This is a genomic window from Pseudoduganella sp. jia 9 (assembly GCF_055502615.1).
In genome coordinates, this window is sequence record NZ_JBUPWE010000005.1 from 202,922 (window position 1) to 221,291 (window position 18,370).

19 protein-coding genes are annotated in these 18,370 nt (G+C 66.2%); 7 read left to right on the plus strand and 12 right to left on the minus strand.

The annotated features are described in order from the left end of the window. The first annotated feature begins 169 nt into the window (after nucleotides 1–169). From ACY34H_RS07315 to ACY34H_RS07325, 3 genes are all read left to right on the plus strand, one after another. Nucleotides 170–652 carry a CinA family protein gene (locus ACY34H_RS07315; protein ID WP_464976827.1) on the plus strand — a complete coding sequence of 161 codons (483 nt, stop codon included), beginning with the start codon at nucleotides 170–172 and terminating at the stop codon, nucleotides 650–652. Nucleotides 653–947: 295 nt separating this feature from the next. After that, nucleotides 948–1,265, plus strand: a complete 318-nt coding sequence (locus tag ACY34H_RS07320; protein ID WP_464976828.1) for an ArsR/SmtB family transcription factor — start codon at nucleotides 948–950, stop codon at nucleotides 1,263–1,265. After that, nucleotides 1,262–2,281: a cation diffusion facilitator family transporter gene (locus tag ACY34H_RS07325; protein ID WP_464976829.1), complete on the plus strand. Its 1,020-nt coding sequence runs from the start codon at nucleotides 1,262–1,264 to the stop codon at nucleotides 2,279–2,281. The genes ACY34H_RS07320 and ACY34H_RS07325 overlap by 4 nt, the downstream gene beginning before the upstream one ends. On the opposite strand, the gene cysK is transcribed toward ACY34H_RS07325, so the two are convergent. Continuing rightward, nucleotides 2,275–3,210, minus strand: a complete 936-nt coding sequence (gene cysK / locus ACY34H_RS07330; protein WP_464976830.1) for a cysteine synthase A — start codon at nucleotides 3,208–3,210, stop codon at nucleotides 2,275–2,277. The genes ACY34H_RS07325 and cysK overlap by 7 nt on opposite strands. Nucleotides 3,211–3,256: 46 nt before the next feature. Continuing rightward, entirely contained in the window at nucleotides 3,257–3,796 is a 540-nt protein-coding gene (locus ACY34H_RS07335; RefSeq protein WP_464976831.1) for an FKBP-type peptidyl-prolyl cis-trans isomerase, read from the minus strand. A 34-nt stretch (nucleotides 3,797–3,830) separates the two neighbouring features. Here ACY34H_RS07335 and thpR point away from each other — a divergent pair, with 34 nt between their 5' ends. Continuing rightward, complete coding sequence (gene thpR / locus ACY34H_RS07340; RefSeq protein WP_464976832.1) at nucleotides 3,831–4,370, plus strand: RNA 2',3'-cyclic phosphodiesterase; 540 nt, start codon at nucleotides 3,831–3,833, stop codon at nucleotides 4,368–4,370. Here the strand turns inward: thpR and tcdA are convergent. Beyond that, nucleotides 4,367–5,218, minus strand: coding sequence for a tRNA cyclic N6-threonylcarbamoyladenosine(37) synthase TcdA (gene tcdA / locus ACY34H_RS07345; RefSeq protein ID WP_464976833.1), 852 nt, complete (start codon nucleotides 5,216–5,218; stop codon nucleotides 4,367–4,369). The two genes, thpR and tcdA, sit on opposite strands and share 4 nt — an antisense overlap. 70 nt (nucleotides 5,219–5,288) lie before the next feature. Between tcdA and pdxH the strand changes: the two genes are divergently transcribed. Together pdxH and ACY34H_RS07355 are read left to right on the plus strand one after the other, a co-directional pair. Beyond that, nucleotides 5,289–6,533 (plus strand): pyridoxamine 5'-phosphate oxidase, encoded by a 1,245-nt coding sequence (pdxH, locus tag ACY34H_RS07350; RefSeq protein WP_464976834.1) that lies wholly within the window; start codon nucleotides 5,289–5,291, stop codon nucleotides 6,531–6,533. A gap of 68 nt (nucleotides 6,534–6,601) precedes the next feature. Beyond that, nucleotides 6,602–7,822, plus strand: a complete 1,221-nt coding sequence (locus tag ACY34H_RS07355) for a class I SAM-dependent methyltransferase (RefSeq protein ID WP_464976974.1) — start codon at nucleotides 6,602–6,604, stop codon at nucleotides 7,820–7,822. A gap of 56 nt (nucleotides 7,823–7,878) precedes the next feature. Here ACY34H_RS07355 and msrA read toward each other — a convergent pair whose 3' ends face one another. Beyond that, nucleotides 7,879–8,409: a peptide-methionine (S)-S-oxide reductase MsrA gene (gene msrA / locus ACY34H_RS07360; protein ID WP_464976835.1), complete on the minus strand. Its 531-nt coding sequence runs from the start codon at nucleotides 8,407–8,409 to the stop codon at nucleotides 7,879–7,881. A 174-nt stretch (nucleotides 8,410–8,583) separates the two neighbouring features. Between msrA and ACY34H_RS07365 the strand changes: the two genes are divergently transcribed. Next, nucleotides 8,584–9,096 (plus strand): flavin reductase family protein, encoded by a 513-nt coding sequence (locus ACY34H_RS07365; RefSeq protein ID WP_464976836.1) that lies wholly within the window; start codon nucleotides 8,584–8,586, stop codon nucleotides 9,094–9,096. Between the two features lie 24 nt (nucleotides 9,097–9,120). Here the strand turns inward: ACY34H_RS07365 and ACY34H_RS07370 are convergent, their stop codons facing one another. From ACY34H_RS07370 to fba, 8 genes are all read right to left on the minus strand, one after another. Continuing rightward, nucleotides 9,121–11,124: a PAS domain-containing hybrid sensor histidine kinase/response regulator gene (locus tag ACY34H_RS07370; RefSeq protein ID WP_464976837.1), complete on the minus strand. Its 2,004-nt coding sequence runs from the start codon at nucleotides 11,122–11,124 to the stop codon at nucleotides 9,121–9,123. 129 nt (nucleotides 11,125–11,253) lie between these two features. Continuing rightward, the gene (locus ACY34H_RS07375; RefSeq protein WP_464976838.1) at nucleotides 11,254–11,943 is read right to left on the minus strand and encodes an OmpW/AlkL family protein; all 690 of its coding nucleotides are present in this window, start codon (nucleotides 11,941–11,943) and stop codon (nucleotides 11,254–11,256) included. A 17-nt stretch (nucleotides 11,944–11,960) separates the two neighbouring features. Further along, complete coding sequence (locus tag ACY34H_RS07380; protein ID WP_464976839.1) at nucleotides 11,961–13,337, minus strand: SGNH/GDSL hydrolase family protein; 1,377 nt, start codon at nucleotides 13,335–13,337, stop codon at nucleotides 11,961–11,963. 178 nt (nucleotides 13,338–13,515) lie between these two features. Continuing rightward, nucleotides 13,516–14,529, minus strand: a complete 1,014-nt coding sequence (locus ACY34H_RS07385; RefSeq protein WP_464976840.1) for an L-threonylcarbamoyladenylate synthase — start codon at nucleotides 14,527–14,529, stop codon at nucleotides 13,516–13,518. Next, nucleotides 14,526–15,653 carry a 5-(carboxyamino)imidazole ribonucleotide synthase gene (locus tag ACY34H_RS07390; RefSeq protein ID WP_464976975.1) on the minus strand — a complete coding sequence of 376 codons (1,128 nt, stop codon included), beginning with the start codon at nucleotides 15,651–15,653 and terminating at the stop codon, nucleotides 14,526–14,528. Before ACY34H_RS07390 ends, ACY34H_RS07385 begins: the two co-directional genes overlap by 4 nt. Nucleotides 15,654–15,714: 61 nt before the next feature. Continuing rightward, nucleotides 15,715–16,221: a 5-(carboxyamino)imidazole ribonucleotide mutase gene (gene purE / locus ACY34H_RS07395; RefSeq protein ID WP_464976841.1), complete on the minus strand. Its 507-nt coding sequence runs from the start codon at nucleotides 16,219–16,221 to the stop codon at nucleotides 15,715–15,717. Then, on the minus strand, nucleotides 16,221–17,120 hold the full coding sequence (locus ACY34H_RS07400; protein ID WP_464976842.1) for a phosphoribosylaminoimidazolesuccinocarboxamide synthase: 900 nt from the start codon (nucleotides 17,118–17,120) through the stop codon (nucleotides 16,221–16,223). Before ACY34H_RS07400 ends, purE begins: the two co-directional genes overlap by 1 nt. A 128-nt stretch (nucleotides 17,121–17,248) precedes the next feature. Continuing rightward, entirely contained in the window at nucleotides 17,249–18,313 is a 1,065-nt protein-coding gene (gene fba / locus ACY34H_RS07405; protein ID WP_464976843.1) for a class II fructose-bisphosphate aldolase, read from the minus strand. Nucleotides 18,314–18,370: the final 57 nt, after the last annotated feature.

Sequence of the window (18,370 nt, forward strand, 5' to 3'; positions counted from 1 at the left end):
GCGTGATTGATTGCCCCTATTCTATCGTTCAGTTCCGGGCCGCGCCGCATCTTTGTCCGGCGCGGCCGGCTGCAAACACGGGCCCGACAATTTTTTCCCGCACGCGTGGCCGGCAGCCGATGCAGCGCGCTAGAATGGACCCGGACATTCTTTGCCGAAGGAGCTACAAGTGAGTACGGACATCAACGAACTGGCCGCCCAGGTGGGCCGTGCCTTGCAGGACAAGGAATTGCTTCTGGCCACGGCCGAATCGTGCACCGGCGGCGGCGTGTCGCAGGCGATCACCGAGATCGCCGGCTCGACCGGCTGGTTCGATTGTGGTTTCGTCTGCTATTCGAATGCGTCGAAGACGGAATTGCTGGAAGTGCCGGCCGCGCTGATCGCGCAGTTCGGCAGCGTCAGCGAGGAAGTCGCGGCCGCGATGGCGCAAGGCGCGCTTGCCAACAGCAATGCCCACCTGGCCGTTTCCACCACCGGCATCGCCGGCCCCACCGGCGCGGTGCCAGGCAAGCCGGTCGGCACCGTCTGTTTCGGCTGGGCCAACGGCGATACCGTGCATACCGAGCGCCTGGTGTTTTCCGGCGACCGCCGCGCGGTGCGCGAGCAGACCGTGATCCACGCGCTGCAGGGTTTGCTGCGGTTTGTAAACTGAGTTCGCGACCGCCACCCGGCACGTAGAACCCTCACCCGCCGGCGCGCCGGCCAACTGCGCGATCCGCGTCAGCTCGCCGGCGGAAACCGGCGCATCCGCCCACCGACACATCGATCAGCAGGCGATCGGCAGCGCGGCCGCCGATCCATTCCGCTGGACTACATACTCTTCTGATAAGCAACCGGAGCCCAACGGCTGCCGTGGTGACTTGCGCCGTGGTAAATATCGGACGCGGGTTGCGCCGTTGCGCTCATACGACTAATATATGAACATCTATTCACATGTTAGCGATGAGATGAACCTGGCCTCCATTCATGAGGAGTCGGTTGCCCAACTGGCCGACCTGTTCCACCTGCTGGGCGATCCGACCCGCCTGCGCATCGTGCTGGCCTGCGCGGCCGCACCGATCGCCGTCAGCGAGATCGCCGCCACGCTGGCGCTTTCCAGCTCGCTCGTCAGCCACCACCTGCGCCTGCTGCGGGCCGCCCGCATCGTCAAGGCCGAGCGCCAGGGCAAGCAGGTGTTTTATTCGACCGCCGATGCGCACATCAGCGGTGTCCTGCGCGATATGTTCGAGCATATCGCCGAACCTTCCACCGGAAACGACGTATGAGCGGCCACCACCACCACCATCATGACCACGGGCACGGTCACCATCACCACCACGGCGACCCGACGGACCATGGCCGCGCATTCGCGATCGCGATCACGCTGAACGCGATCTTCGTTGCCGTGGAATTCGGCTATGGCTTCCTGGCCAATTCCACGGCGCTGATGGCCGATGCCGGGCATAACCTGTCCGACGTGCTGGGCCTGATGCTGGCCTGGGGCGCGGCCATCCTGGCCAAGCGGGAACCATCGCGCCGTTTTACCTACGGCCTGCGCAGCAGTTCGATGCTGGCCGCGCTGTTCAACGGCATGCTGCTGATGGTTGCCTGCGGCGCCATCGCATGGGAAGCCGTACTGCAATTGATCGATCCCGTGCCGGTACACGGCCCGACCGTATCGGTCGTGGCCGGCATCGGCATCCTCGTCAACGGTATCTCGGCCTGGCTGTTCATGAAGGGCAGCAAGGACGACCTGAACATCCGCGGCGCCTACCTGCACCTGGCCGCCGATGCCGCGATTTCGCTGGGCGTGCTGGTTTCCGGCCTGCTCGTGATGTTTACCGGCTGGATCCGGCTCGACCCGCTGGTCAGCCTCGGCATCGTGGTGATGATCGTGGCAGGCACCTGGTCGCTGCTGAAGGAATCGCTGCGGATGATGATGGCGGCCGTGCCGGACAACGTCGATTCACGGAAAGTGGAGCAGTTCCTGCGTGCCCGGCCCGGCGTGACGGAGGTACACGACCTGCATATCTGGTCGATGAGCACGACGGAAACGGCCCTGACCGCGCACCTCGTCATGCCGGCCGGCTATCCCGGTGACGTGGCGATGGACGACATCGCCCGCGGCTTGCGCGAGCAGTTCGCGATTCATCACAGCACCTTGCAGACGGAGCTGGGCACGACCGAACATGCCTGCTGCCTGGGACCAAATGGGCAGGCGCACGGGGATGGCGCTCACGACCATGATCACGACCATGAACATCAGCATGGGCATGGGCACGGCCATGCCCACCATCACTGATCGGCCAGCCCCGCAAACAACGGCGTGCTCAGGTAGCGTTCGCCGAACGAGGGAATGATCGTCACGATCAGCTTGCCCTCGTTCTCCGGCCGGCGCGCCACCTGCACGGCGGCCCACAGCGCGGCACCGGCCGATATGCCCACCAGCAGGCCTTCCTCGCGCGCGGCCCGGCGCGCATAGTCGAATGCGTCGTCGTTCTTGACGGCGACCACTTCGCTGTAGATGTGCGTGTTCAGTACCGCCGGCACGAAGCCGGCGCCGATGCCCTGCAGCGGGTGCGGCCCCTTGGTGCCTTTCGACAGGATCGGCGACGCTTCCGGTTCCACGGCGACGCACTGGAACGATGGCTTGCGCTCCTTGATCACCTCGCCCACGCCGGTGATCGTGCCGCCGGTCCCCACGCCGGCCACGAGGATGTCGATGCCGCCATCCGTGTCGCGCCAGATTTCCTCGGCGGTGGTGCGGCGGTGAATGTCGGGATTGGCCGGATTGTTGAACTGCTGCGGCATCAGGTAGCGCGGATCCGAGTGGGCCATTTCCTCGGCCCGGCGGATCGCTCCAGCCATGCCTTCGCTGCCGGGCGTGAGTACCAGTTCGGCGCCATAGGCGCGCAGCAGCATGCGGCGTTCACGGCTCATCGTTTCGGGCATCACCAGCGTGCACTGGTAGCCGCGCGCCGCGCAGACCATCGCCAGCGCGATGCCGGTGTTGCCGCTGGTGGGTTCGAGGATGACCGTATCGGGCCTGATCAGGCCGGCCTGCTCGGCCGCCGCGATCATCGACAGCCCGATGCGGTCCTTCACGCTGTGCGCAGGATTGTAGAACTCCAGCTTGGCCAGGATCTGCGCGGGCGCGCCCTGGGCCAATCGGTTGATGCGCACCAGCGGCGTATTGCCGATCAGCGCAGTGACATCGTTCGCAACGTTCATCGAGGGCCTCCGCACGAAGAATGGGAGGCCAGTGTAACGCCGCGGCTTACTTCACGTCGAGCAGTTCGACGTCGAAGATCAGTGCCGAGTTGGCCGGGATGCCCGGCATGCTGCGCGCACCATAGGCCAGGTTCGACGGAATGATCAGCGTGCGCTTGCCGCCGATCTTCATGCCGGCAACACCCTGTTCCCAGCCCTTGATGACCTGGCCGGCGCCGAGGCGGAATTCGAGCGGTTCGCCGCGGTCGCGCGAGGAATCGAACTTGCGGCCCTTGTGGCCGCGCGCCATCGGACGGTACAGCCAGCCCGTGTAATGCACGGACACGGTGCCGCCGGTCACGGCTTCGCGGCCGGTGCCGACCTTGCTGTCGGTAACGATCAGCTGCTCGGCGGCGGGGCCGATCGTGGCGGAGCCGGGCACCACGGGCGCGGCCGGCGCTTCCTGGGCGGCGGGCTGCGCTGGCGCTTCCTGGGCGGCGGCCGGCTGTGCCGGGGTTTCTTGCCCTGCGGGCGGGGTCTGTGCATGCGCGAACGAGGCGGCGCACAGCAGGACGGACAGCACTGGAGCGGACAGACGGGTCATCATGTATTCTTTCTGTACTGGGTTTTGAGGCGGCAACATGATAGCAAATGAACCTGAAGAACAGCCAAATGCCGGGCCCACCCGCAAGATTTTCTTTGCGCTATGGCCGGACGGCACCACGCGCGACGCGCTGGCCGCCCTGCAGGCGCCCGTCGTCGGAAGGCTGACACCGCCGGCGAAGCTGCACCTGACGCTGGCCTTCCTCGGCGACGTGGCTGCCGATGCGGTGCCGGCCCTGCTCGCGATACGCGACCGGCTCCAGGTGCCGCCGCTGCGGCTGGTGATCGACTGCTACGGTTACTTCGCGCGGCCGCGCATCGCCTGGGCCGGCATGAAGCAGGTGCCGGCCGGGCTCGTGACATTGCACGAAGAACTGGCAAGGAAGCTGGAAGCGGCCGGTTTTTCCGCCGCCACGCACGGCGCGTTCAAACCGCACGTCACACTGGCGCGGGAAGCGAAACAGGCACCGCCCGAGGCACCGGACACGCCGGTCGTGTGGACCGCGGACCGGGCCGTGCTGGTGGAATCGCTGGCCGATGGGCGGTATGTGCCGGTGGATTCCGGTTCAGGACACTAGCCGGCCGCCGCTTCGGGAGCGGCTTCTTCCGCCAGCTTGCGCAGCACATGCCCGGCGGCCACCATGCCGAACGTGGCCGTGACCACCATTGCCGAGCCGAAGCCCGCGCAGTTGATACCGGTGAGACCCGCCTTCACGGGCGGCGCGTCGTCCGGATCGATCTCGCACACGTCGCCCGTTTCGGGAAACTTCAGCGGTTCCATCGAGAACACGGCATCCACGCCCAGCTTGTTCTTGCCGTTCGGCGGATAGTTGAACTGGCTGCGCAGCCGCCGGCGCACCTTCTTCAGCAGGGGTTCCTGCTCCGTCCTGGCGAGGTCGCGCACCTCGATCTTCGTGGGGTCGGTCTGGCCGCCGGCGCTGCCGATCATGACCAGGCGGATGCCGCGCGTGCGGCAGTAGTGCACCAGTGCCGTCTTGGCGCGCGCGCTGTCCATCGCGTCGATCACGTAATCGTAGTCGTGCCCGCCGATCATCTCGTCGAGGTTGTCGGGCGTGACGAAATCCTCGATCTCGGTGACCTGGCAATACGGATTGATCTGGGCAATGCGCTGGCGCAGCGCGGTCACCTTGGCCATGCCGACGGTATCGGTCAGCGCCTGGATCTGGCGGTTGATGTTCGATTCGGCCACGTTGTCCAGGTCGATCAGCGTGAGACGGCCGACGGCGCTGCGCGCCAGCGCCTCGACGATCCACGAACCGACGCCGCCGACACCGATCACGCAGACGTGCGCGGCGCGGTAGCGCGCCAGGGCCGGCGCGCCGTACAGCCGGGCGATGCCGCCGAAGCGGCGGTCGAAGTCGATGTCGTGCGCTTCGCCTTGGGAAGATGGGATGATGTCGTTCATGGGGCCATTTTAACGGACGCGGCCCGAAGGATTATTCTACAATCCGTGGTTCAGAGCCAAGGATGCCGCCATGACAGATTTCCTCCCCGCCCCCGCCCCCGGGTTCGACCAGCCGATCGCCGTGCTGAAACATTGCCACGACAAGATCCGCAAGCAGCTGGCCACGTTGCACAACCTGCTGACGCACCTGCCGCGGCACGGTGCCGACGCGGCGGCGCAACAGGCCGCCCAGGCAGTGCAAAAATATTTCAACACGGCGGCCCACCTGCACCACGCCGACGAGGAAGTCGACCTGCTGCCGATGCTGGACGCGACAGCCACCGGCACCGACCTGGAAACGGTGCGCCGCCTGCACCCCGAAATACTTGCACAGCACAAGCAAATGGACGAGGCCTGGCATATACTCGATGGACAGCTCGACAAGGTTGCCAACGGCTCCGCCGCCGAGCTTTCGGCCGATGCCGTGAACACCTTTGTTTCCATGTACACGGCACACATGGAAACGGAAGAAGGCCACATCGCGCCGATGGCGAAGCGCCTGTTCAACCCGGCCCAGATGGCGGTGCTGGGCGAATCGATGCGGCGCCGGCGCGGTATCGACGTGCCCGCCGGCATCGATGGCAGTGGCAACATTGATAACGGCGGCAATGGCGGCCGCACGGCGGGTGGCATTGCGCTGGCCGATCTGCGCATGGATTACGGGCGCGCCAGCCTTTCCGAAGAAGACACGCTGGCCGACCCGGTGGCGCAATTCGGCAAGTGGTTCGAGGAGGCCATGAAGGCGCAGGTGAACGAGCCCAATGCGATGAGCGTGGCCACGGTGGGCAGCGACGGCAAGCCGTCGTCGCGCATCGTGCTGATCAAGCAGTTCGATGCGCGCGGCTTCACCTGGTACACCAACTACGAGAGCCAGAAAGGCCGCCAGCTGGCGCAGAATCCGCATGCCGCCCTGCTGTTCTTCTGGCCCGAACTGGAGCGCCAGGTAAGGATCGAGGGCCGCGTCGATCGGACGACGGCCGCGGAAAGCGACACGTATTTCTACAGCCGCCCGTTGAAGAGCCAGCTGGCGGCGATCGCCTCGGTCCAGAGCGCGCCGATCGGCAGCCGGGCCGACATGGAAGCGAACTATGCGGCCGTGGAGCGCAGCTTGCAGGCCGGTGAAGGCAAGCCGCAACGGCCGGCGCACTGGGGCGGTTATCGCCTGGTGCCCGAGCGTATCGAGTTCTGGCAGGGGCGCGCCTCGCGCTTCCATGACCGGATCGTGTTCACGCTGCAGGCGGACGGGAACTGGGCCAAGGAGAGAATCCAGCCTTAGCCAGGCCGCCCCGGCAGCACAGTCGAATTGTCGCGGCCCCGGAGGTTATCGTGTTCGTACAGACTCCTTTGAATGTGCAGCACCGCCTGAGCACCTGGGTGGAAGGCGTTACCAGCCAGGTCAAGCTGCCGCTCCGGCTGGAACTGTGGAACGGACAGAGAATCGATTTTTCCGCCGACGCGCCGCGCGTGACGATCCGCCTGCCCCAGGCGTCGGCCGCGCGCTACCTGCTGACGCCGTCGCTGTCGAACCTCGGCACCGCCTATGTCGAAGGCGCCATCGAGGTAAGAGGTGCCGCGCGGGACATGATCGACGTCGTCAACGCGCTGGCCCGCAGCTCGCTGAAACCCGCCGGCAAGCTGGCGCGCATCGTGCGGACCTTCACGCACGACCGCCACAAGGATGCGGAATCGATCCGCTACCACTACGACGTTTCCAACGAGTTCTACCAGCAATTCCTCGATCCGGCCATGGTGTACTCGTGCGCCTATTTCGAGAACGGCAACGAGGACCTGGCCACCGCCCAGCTGAAGAAGATCGACCACATCCTCGCCAAGATCCGCGTGCAGCCTGGCCACACGCTGCTGGACATCGGCTGCGGCTGGGGCGCGCTGGCGATCCGCGCGGCACAGCGGTTCGGGGCGCACTGCGTGGGCATCACGCTGTCCGAAAACCAGCATGCGCTGGCGCTGGAACGGGTCAGGGCCGCCGGCCTGGCGGACCGCGTCGAGATCCGGCTGCAGGATTACCGCGACGTGCGCGGCACCTTCGACCGCATCACCAGCGTGGGCATGTTCGAGCACGTGGGCATCCGGCACTTGCCGGAGTATTTCGGCATCATCGGCCGGCTGCTGGCCGACGATGGCGTGGCGATGAACCACGGCATCACCTCCACCGATCCGGACAATGGCGAAACGCCCTATGGCGGTGGCGAATTCATCCAGAAGTACGTGTTTCCGCACGGCGAGCTGGCCCATCTCGGCGAAGTGCTGAAGGCGATGCAGCAGGGCAACCTCGAAGCCTACGACGTGGAAAACCTGCGCCGCCATTACGCACGCACACTGGCGATCTGGACGGAAAATTTCGAAGCAAGGGCCGAACGGGTCAAGGAGCTGGCCGGCGAGAAACGCTTCCGGATCTGGCATGTGTACCTGGCCGGCTGCTCGTATGCGTTCGACCAGGACTGGATCAGTCTTTACCAGATCGTGTGCGGCAAGGCCGGGCGGCATCCGCGTGCCCTGCCATGGTCGAGGAACTACATGTACGGGAAAACACCGCGCTCAGGCTGAGAACGGCTTATGAAGTATCGCCGGGGCGCCGCGGCGGCGCCCCGTTCAAGGTCCTGTTACTTCAGCCGTGCGCTGTGCATCTTGCGGAACTTGACCACCTTCGGTTCCACCACGAACGCGCAATAGCCCTGCAGCGGATGCTGGGCAAAGTAATTCTGGTGATAGTCCTCGGCCTTGTAGTAAGGCTGCGCCGGCGACAGCTCGGTCACGATCGGCGCATCCCAGACGTGCGCCATTTCAGCGATCACCTGGCGCGCGGTCGCTTCCTGTTCCGGCGACTGGAAATAGATCACCGAGCGGTATTGCGTGCCCGTGTCGTTGCCCTGGCGGTTGAGCGTGGTGGGGTCGTGGATCGTGAAGAAGATCTCCAGGATGTCGCGGTAGCTGATCACCTCCGGATCGAACTCCAGGCGCACCACTTCCGCGTGGCCGGTCGTGCCCGAACACACCTGCTCATACGTCGGGTCCGGCTGCTGGCCGCCCGTGTAGCCCGACTCGACCTTGTTGACACCCTTCACCTCGAGGTACACGGCTTCCGTGCACCAGAAACACCCGCCGCCCAGCACGGCGATTTCGCTCTGCGCCATACGATCCTCACTGTTCAATGATGCCTACTGTAACGCAATTGGCAAAACGCCGCCGCCCGCAGGAAATATTTCCCTAAACCGGGGTCTGACCCCGGTTTAGGGAAATATCTTGCAATCGTGCAATCGCTTTCCGGCGCCGCGCTCGGCTTGCGCAAACTTTGGCATAATGCCCGGATGAATACCAGTTCCCCCCGCGCCGCCACGCCCGCTTTCGACAGTGGGCATTTCCGGCAGGCGCTGTCGCAATTCGCCACCGGCGTTACCGTCATCACTACCCGGCTGGCGGACGGTACCTTTCGCGGCCTGACGGCCAGTTCGTTCAATTCGGTGTCGCTCGATCCGCCGCTGGTGCTGTGGAGCCTGAAGTCGCAGGCGTCCAGCATGCCGGTCTTTTCAGGCAATTCGCACTACGTGATCAATATCCTGGCGGCCGACCAGGCGCACCTGGCCAAGCTGTTCTCGACCCGCACGGAAGATCCGTTCGGCCAGGTCGAGTTCGATCTGTCGCGGACCGGCCATCCGGTGCTGAAGGGGTGCACGGCCTGGTTCGAGTGCCACAACCGCAGCCGCTACCCGGAAGGCGATCACGTGATCTTCGTCGGCGAAGTGGAGCATTGCGAAGTCAACCCGCGCGAACCGCTGGTGTTCCATGCCGGCCGCCTGGGCGGCCTGCACATGCCGGCCTGACTCAGGCCCGCTGCTTCACCCGCGCTACTGCGTGGCCAGCCGCGCCAGGATCGCGTACAGCGCCTTCGGGTGGACCGGCTTGACGAGGTGTTCGTCGAAACCGGCTTCCAGTGCCCGCGCACGATCCTGTGGCGTGCCGTAGCCTGTGATGGCGACGATGCAGGCCCTGGCCGTTTCGGGCAGCTGGCGCAGGCGGCGCACCAGTTCGTAGCCATCCATGCCCGGCAGCCCGATATCGACGAACAGCAGTGCCGGCGGGCTCGCCACCACTGTGCCCAGCGCCTGCCGGGCATCGCCGCACACCGCCACCGAGTGCCCGGCCGTTTCCAGCAGCAGCGCCAGCATCTGCGCCGCGTCGGCATTGTCGTCCACCACCATCAGGTGGCGCCGCCTGGCACCGCGTGCTTCCTCGCCATCGCCATCGCCAGCGCCTGGCCCGGCCCCTTCCGGCCGCTCCACGCGCGGCAGGCAGACCGTGAAGCGGCTGCCCTGCCCGGCACCGGCGCTGTACGCCGTCACGTGGCCGCCCTGCAATTCGATCAGCGTCTTCGCCAGGGCAAGTCCCAGGCCAAGGCCGCCCTGGGAGCGGTCCGGCGAGCGCTCGGCCTGCGTAAACAGGTCGAACACGTGCGGCAGCAGGCCGGGGGCGATGCCGATGCCGTTGTCTTCGACGGTGGCACGCACTTCCCGCTCATCCGTTGTCACCCGCACGGCCACGTCGCCCCCTTCCGGCGTGTAGCGCGCGGCGTTGTTGAGCAGGTTCGACAACACCTGGATCAGGCGCGTGCGGTCGCCGTTGACCCATGGCCGTGCATCCGGCAGCTCGACGGTCACGCGGTGCCGCCTGGCCTGCATCAGCGTGCCCGCCTGCTCCACGGCGTCGGCCACCACGGCACCGAAGTCGAGCGTTTCACGCCGCAGCGTCACCAGGCCGCGGGTCACGCGCGACACGTCGAGCAGGTCGTCGACCAGCTTGGTCATGTGCTCGACCTGCCGCGTGATGACGGCGCTGGTCTTGGCGATGCGCGCGGCGTCCGGCGTGCCGAGCCGCAGCAGTTCGGCGGCGGCGCCGATCGGCGCCAGCGGGTTGCGCAGTTCGTGCGCCAGCATGGCCAGGAATTCGTCCTTGCGCGAGTTCGCCTCCCGCAGCGCACGCATCGCCAGCACGGCGGCGGTGACGTCGCTGCCTTCGACGAAGATGCCGTAGACAGCGCCGCGATGGTCGCGGATCGGCTGGTAGATGAAGTTGACGAAGCGCTCTTCGAGTTCGGTGTCCGGCCGCCGCCGCAGCAGTACCGGCATCTCATGCCCGACATGCGGCTCGCCGGTGCGGTAGACCTGGTCCAGCAGCTCGATGAACCCCTGGTCGCGCACCTCCGGCAGTACTTCGGCAACGGCGTGCCCGACGATGTCGCCGCGCCCCACCAGCCGCAGGTAGGCATCGTTGGCGATCTCGAACACGTGGTGCGGTCCCAGCACGACCGCGAGAATGCCGGGCGCCTGCTGGAACAGCAGCCGCATCCGCCCGATTTCCTCGGCACGGTGGCGCTCCGACAAGACCTGTTCGGTAGTCTCGGTGCAAGCGCAGAACACCCCGGCCACGCTGCCATCCTCGTCGCGCATCGGCGAATACGAGAACGTAAACCACGTATCCTCGTCGTAGCCCTTGCGGTGCATCTTCAGGAGCAGGTTCTCGTGGTAGGTGGCGCGGCCCGCCATCGCTTCGTCCACGATCGGCGAGATATCGTGCCAGATATCGGCCCACACCTGGCAAAACGGCCGACCCAGTGCCTGCGGGTGCTTGCGGCCGAGAATATCCACGTACGCGTCGTTGTACAGGAATGCCAGCTGCGGCCCCCAGGCCGCGAACATGGGGAACTTAGAGTTCAGCATCAGGCTGACCACGGTACGCAGCGCCAGCGGCCAGCGTTCCGGTGGCCCGAGCGGCGACATCGACCAGTCATGGCCGCGCATCAATGCGCCCACCATGCCGCCCTCGGTGAGGAACGCTGCGGGATTGCGGGGCATGCGGGGGACTCTCCTGTCGATACTTGTTTGCGGCAAGTATAGCGAAGGGGGCGTCGGCATGGCGCCGCCATTCCCGGAATGCAAAAAAACCGGCGCGAGGCCGGCTTCCAGGTGGGGCCAACGGACGCGTCAGAACCTGAATGTGACGCCCAGGTTGACGGCCACCGGATCCAGCTTCATTGCCTGCGTCTGGCCGGTCGAATAGGTGGCCGTGGTGCGCAGCCTCGTCTTGATCACGCCGCCGTCGAGCGACCAGCGTTCGCTCAGGCGGAAGCTGGCGCCGAGCTGCGCGCTTGCCGCCCATTTCGATTCCAGCGAGAACGTGGAGGACGGCCCGCCCGTGTTCAGGATCGCCGTCAGCTGCGCCGATCCGCGCTCGCGGCGGAAGTACGCGTAAGTCACGCCCAGGCCCACGTACGGCCGGAACACGGCGTCCGGCCCGAAGAAACGGTATTGCGCGAACAGCGTGGGCGGCAGCACGTCCACCGTGCCCAGCTGGCCGGTACCGGCGATCGCATCGGCGCCGAACAGCGTGTGGCGGTAGGGCGCCCCCAGGTCCAGCTCGGCCGCGACATGGTCGGTGATGAAATAGGCCAGGTTCAGGATCGGCTTCGTGTCCGAGTTGACGTCCGCCTTCGTGTTCGGCAGTGCCGGTGCCGACACGTTGCCACTTTCCACCTTTGGCGTGATCCTGTTGACGCCGACCTTCACGGTCCAGTCGCCCTTTGCCTGCGCCGCGGCGCCGCCAGCGCCGGCAAGCATGGTGGCCAGGGTGGCGGAAAGGGCGAGCAGCTTCACAACGGTGCTGGTATTTTTCATGTTTTTTCTCCGTTTGCTCACAGCCAGCCCTTGGTCACCAGCGCCTTCGAAACGAAGCGCGCCAGCAGCAGGTTGTTGAATGGCGTGGGGTGCACTTCATCGGCGAACGAGTAATGGCTCACGTCGCCCGACTTCAGGCTGGCAGCCGTGCAACCCAGCGAGCTGGCCAGCGGATTCTTCGCCGAGGCCAGGTCGCAGGCCGGTTCGGACACGTTGGTCAGGCCATACGGTCCCGGATTGGTCGCCTGGTCGTGGCTGACGGCATACACGTCGACGATCAGCACCTTGCTCTCGGACGCCAGCGCGGACGTCAGCTGCGCATTGAACGCCTGCACCATCGTATCGATCAGCGCGCGCACATTGGCGTCGCGCGAGCGGCCGGCCGGCGTGCTGGCCACATCCGGCAGGTTGTTGACGACCACGTAATTGGCACCGTTGCCCAGCAGTTGGGACTTGACCAGCGCGGCCAGTTCGGCACCGGCGGTACCCAGTGCGGCCACCATGGCCGGCGCCTGCGCCGTCACGTAATCGGCACCGGCCTTCGCCCCGGCCGTGGAGGCCGCGGTCGTGGCCGTGCCGACGATGGCGGCGATGCTGGCCGGTGCCGTCGTGTTGCCGGCCTGGACCGCCGCAACGACGGCCGCCTGCACGATCGACGCCTGCGTGCTGCCACTGCGCGCGCTCTCGGTGGCGATGGCCAGGCCGATCGCCGGCGCGGCGCTGGCAGGATTCGTGGCGCCGGCCGCCAGTTGCGTGGCAAGGCTGGTGCCGAATGCCTGCTGGCCAGCCGTGGTGCCGGCTGCCGTGGCACCGGCGGACAGCTGGGCCAGGTTGACGAGCACGTCGTTCCCGCCGGCCATCACGAACACCACTTCATCGCCCTTGAACTTGCCGCCCGTCTTCGCCAGGTGGTTCTGCACCTGCGTGACGACGGGCACCGTCAGCGCGCCGAGCGGGCTGCCGGTCAGTTTGTGGCCGGCGCCGACCGGGTTGGTGACGCGGGCGCCACCCTGCGCATAGCTGAAACACCCGGCATGGTTGACGACCGGGACCGAGAAGCCGCGGGCGGCGTCGCCATCGAGGCCGGTCTGGGCCGGGCACGGCGCCGGCAGGCCGAACTGCGCCGCCATCAATTCCGTCCAGTTCTTGCCTGTCAGGGCCGGGTTGACCGAGGTGCTGTCGCCGTTGACGGTGTACTTGCCGCCGCCCAGCGCCTTGACGGTGCCGACGCTGTAGCTGCCCACGTCGGACAGGCTGTCGCCGAAGCTGACCTGCGACGCGAACTTGACCCTGTTGACCTGGGCGCCAGGCTGGGGATCGCCGCTGCCGCCGCCGCAGGCGGCCAGGATGGCGCCGGCCACTACGGCCAGCGCGAATTTCATTTGGCGCATCATGTCTCCTGGTTTGATGTTATTTTTTTAATAGTACGCATGTACTATTGTGCCCCGCCAATATGCCAGCCGGGGCCGTCGCAGCACAAGGAGAAATTGGCGAAAACAACACTGCTGGCGTGCTACCGATGCCTGGCGGCCCGGCGCTGGAGCATGCCCGCGGGCATGCCGCGGCTGCAGGTCAGCCGGCCAGGAAGCGGTCGACGATGCCGGCCGAGCCGAAGGCGGCGCGGCGCAGGCGGTCGTTGATGCCGAGCCAGGCGTCGTGCTGCGGCGGGGTCTCGACGAGGATCAGTTCCACGCCGGCACGGTCCATCGTGCGCAGCGCGGCGTACAGGCCGAAGGCGTAGCCGGCCGGATCGCCCGGCAGCAGTTCCTGCGCGCTGGCCTGCACCAGCATCGGCGAATAGCGGATCACGGCGACACGTCGACCACGGCCGGCCAGGGTCGTCAGCAGCCCCGGCAGCCGGCCCGTGTCGGCCAGGGCGACGGGAGCCTTCGGCGCGTAATGCGATTCCAGCGTGCCCGATGCGCGCGGCGCGGCGGCATCCGGCGCGGCGGGCATGGCGCCGATGACGGCGGCGATCTCGGCGGCGCCGATATGGCCGGGCCGCAGCAGCACCGGGCCATGCGTGGCCAGGCGCGACAGGTCGACGATCGTCGATTCGATGCCGACCTGGCTGGAGCCGCCATCGAGCACGGCGATGGCACCGGCGCCAACCTCCTGATGGAACTCGTCCCGCACGTGCTGTGCGGTGGTCGGGCTGACGTTGCCGAATTTATTGGCCGACGGCGCGGCGACCCCACCCTTGCCGCCCTTGAAGGCGGTCAGCAGCGCCATCGCCACCGGATGCGACGGGCAGCGGATGCCCACCGTGTCCTGCCCGCCGGAGACGGCATCGGGAATGTGGGCGTTGCGCCGGACGATCATCGTCAGCGGACCGGGCCAGAAAGCCTGCGCCAGTTTTCTCGCCTCGTCCGGCAGATCTGCCGCCCAGTAATCGAGATCGGCGCCGGGCGCCACATGCACGATCACCGGATGGTCCTGCGGCCGGCCCTTCGCCGCGTAGATGGCGGCAACCGCGGCCGGGTTTTCCGCGTCGGCACCGAGGCCGTACACGGTCTCGGTGGGAAACGCCACCAGCTCGCCCGCTTGCAGGCGCGCGGCGGCGTCGAGGATCGCCTGCTCCGTCACGGCGCGATACCCAGGATGGCGCAGGCGGCAACGAGCTGCTGCCGGGCTTCCGCCAGCGTGGGCGCGACGAACGTGATGTGGCCCATCTTGCGGCCCGGACGCGGATCGTCCTTGCCGTACAGGTGCAGGCAGGCGCCCGGCAACGCGACGATCCTGTCCCACGCCGGTTCGCTCTGGCTCTCGCCGTCGAACCACACGTCGCCCAGGATGTTCAGCATCACGGCCGGCGAATGCTGGCGCACGTCGCCCAGCGGCAGCTTCGCCATCGCCCGCACCTGCTGCGCGAACTGGCTCGTCACGCACGCGTCGATCGTGTAGTGCCCGCTGTTGTGCGGCCGCGGCGCCATTTCGTTGACGACCAGGGTGCCGTCGGCAAGCACGAAGAACTCGATGCACAGCACGCCGACGTAGCCCAGCTCGGCCACGATCGCGCGCGCCGCGTCCTGCGCCTTGCGAGCGCTATCGGCGGACACGTTCGGCCCCGGCACCGTGGTGGTGAACAGGATGCCGTCGCGGTGCACGTTCTCGGCGATCGGGTAGACCACCGATTCGCCGTCGGCGCCGCGCGCCGTCAGCACGGAGACTTCATACGCCAGCGGCAGCATCTTCTCGAGCAGGCAGGTCACCTGCCCCATGCCCTCGAACGCGGCACGCACTTCGTCGCGCGACTTCACGCGCACCTGGCCCTTGCCGTCGTACCCCATGCGCACAGTTTTCAGGATGCCGGGCAGCAGGTCATCGGCGATCGCCTCGATGTCTTCCAGCGATGCGATTACCTTGTGCGGCGCCGGCATCACGCCGGATTTCGGTGCGCACGACACGAAGAACGACTTCTCGGCGATACGGTCCTGCGCGACGGAGACACCATGCGCGTCGGGTGCCACGAACACGGCTTGCGCCAGGCGCGACAGGCTGTCCGCCGGCACGTTCTCGAACTCGGTGGTGACGGCTACGCATTGCGCGGCCAGCGCATCGAGGCCGGCGGCATCTTCATAGGCCGCGTTGACCAGCCGCTGGGCGACCTGCCCGGCCGGGCAATCGTCAGCCGGTTCCAGCACCGCCACCTGGTAGCCCATGCTCTGGGCGGCTTGCGCAAACATGCGGCCCAGCTGGCCGCCGCCCATCACGCCCAGCCAGGACTGCGGGGATGCAGTGGGCAAGGCGGGGGAAAATTCAGACTTCACATTACTCATTGACGGGCAGGATCATGGCTTTCGCGGCGGCCGTCTGCTGGGCGCGGAACGCTTCCAGCCGGGCAGCCAGGGCATCGTCGGTGGTGGCGATGATGGCGATGGCGGTCAGGGCGGCGTTGGCGGCACCCGCCTCGCCGATGGCGAACGTGGACACGGGCACGCCTTTCGGCATCTGCACGATCGACAGCAGCGAATCCTCGCCGCGCAGGTACTTCGACGGCACCGGCACGCCCAGCACGGGCACCACGGTTTTCGCCGCGACCATGCCCGGCAGGTGGGCGGCGCCGCCGGCACCGGCGATGATCGCGCGCAGGCCGCGCGAACGGGCCGTTTCGGCATAGGTGAACATCTCGTCCGGCATGCGGTGCGCGGAAATCACCTGCGCTTCGAACGGGATATCGAATTGCTTGAGCATCGACACGGCATGCTGCATCACGTCCCAGTCCGACGAGGAACCCATGATGACGCCGACCAGCGGCTTGGAGTTCGTATCGGCCATCACGCGACCTTCAGCTTCTCGCCCGTCAGGCGCTCGATGGCTTCGAAGTATTTCGCCTGGGTTTTCTCGATGACCTCGGCCGGCAGCGCCGGCGCCGGCGGCGTCTTCTTCCATTCCGTCAGCGTTTCCAGGTAATCGCGCACGAACTGCTTGTCGTACGACGGCGGCGACATGCCCGGCGCATACGAATCGGCCGGCCAGAAGCGCGACGAATCGGCCGTCAGCACTTCATCCATCAGGTGCAGCACGCCGTTCTCGTCCAGGCCGAATTCAAACTTGGTGTCGGCGATGATGATGCCGCGCGTTGCCGCGTAATCGGCAGCGGTTTTATACAGTTCGATGGAGATATCGCGCATTTTCGCGGCCAGTTCGGCGCCGATACGCTCTTCCATCTCGGCAAAACTGATGTTTTCGTCATGCTCGCCCAGGTCGGCCTTGGCGGCCGGCGTAAACAGCGGCTCGGCCAGCTTGTCGGCCTGGCGCAGGCCGGCCGGCAGTTCGATGCCGCAGACGCTGCCGGTCGCCTGGTAATCCTTCCAGCCCGAACCGATGATGTAGCCGCGCACCACGGCTTCCACCAGGATCGGCTTCAGGCGCTTGGCGACGACCGCGCGCCCCTTCACCTGCTCCACTTCCTCCGGGGCCACCACCGATTCCGGCGCCACGCCGGTCAGGTGGTTCGGCACGATGTGGCCGAGCTTCTCGAACCAGAAGTCGCTCATCTGGTTCAGCACCATGCCCTTGCCGGGAATCGGCTCGTTCATCACGACGTCGAAGGCGGACAGGCGGTCGGTGGTAACGATGAGGATCTTGTCGTCGCCAACGGCATAGTTATCGCGGACCTTGCCGTGGCCGAGCAATGGCAGGGAGGAAATGGAGGTCTGGTAGAGGCTTTTCATAGGGGCGATCTTGAATAATTGCCAAGTAATCGGCAATCAATAAGCTATAAAGCAAAACCGGCGGGGAGGAGAAATCTCCCGCCCGCCGATCGAGAGTCTCCGGATCCGAAAATCCGAAAGACAGGATTTTACTTCACTATTTGCGCGAGTTCACCGGCCTTGTAGCGTTCCGCCATCTTTTCCAGCGGGATCGGCTTGATTTGCGAGGCGCGGCCTTCGCAGCCGAATGCCAGGAAACGGGCCTTCACGACTTCTTCCGCAGCCAGGCGTGCCGGCTTCAGGTAGTCGCGCGGATCGAACTTCGACGGGTTCTGGAACAGGTACTTGCGGATCGCCGCCGTCATCGCCAGGCGGATGTCCGTGTCGATGTTGATCTTGCGAACGCCGTGACGGATGCCTTCCTGGATTTCCTCGACGGGCACGCCGTAGGTTTCCTTCATGTCGCCGCCGAATTCGCGGATGATCGCCAGCAGTTCCTGCGGTACCGACGAGGAACCGTGCATCACCAGGTGCGTATTCGGGATGCGCGCGTGGATTTCCTTGATGCGGTCGATCGCCAGGATGTCGCCGGTCGGCTTGCGGGTGAACTTGTAGGCGCCGTGCGAGGTGCCGATGGCGATGGCCAGCGCGTCGCACTGGGTGCGCTGGACGAAGTCGGCGGCCTGGGCCACGTCCGTCAGCAACTGCTCGCGGGTCATCGTGCCGTCCGCGCCGTGGCCGTCTTCCTTGTCGCCCTTCATCGTTTCGAGCGAACCCAGCACGCCCAGCTCCGCTTCGACGGTCACGCCGATCGAGTGCGCGAATTTCACCACTTCACGCGACACGTCCACGTTGTATTCATAGGACGCGACCGACTTGCCGTCCGCTTCCAGCGAACCGTCCATCATGACGGACGAGAAGCCGGAACGGATCGCGGCCATGCAGACCGCCGGCGACTGGCCGTGATCCTGGTGCATCACCACAGGGATGTGCGGGTAGGCTTCGATGGCCGCGTCGATCAGGTGGCGCAGGAAGGCTTCGCCGGCATATTTACGGGCGCCGGCCGAGGCCTGCATGATCACCGGGCTGTTGACGGCATCGGCGGCAGCCATGATGGCCTGCACCTGCTCCAGGTTGTTGACGTTGAATGCCGGAAGGCCATAGCCGTTTTCGGCGGCATGGTCCAGCAGCTGACGCATGGATACGAGAGACATGGTAATACTCCAAACAAATAAAAACCTGTGTGGAGAGACGGGAGGACCGCGGGGAGG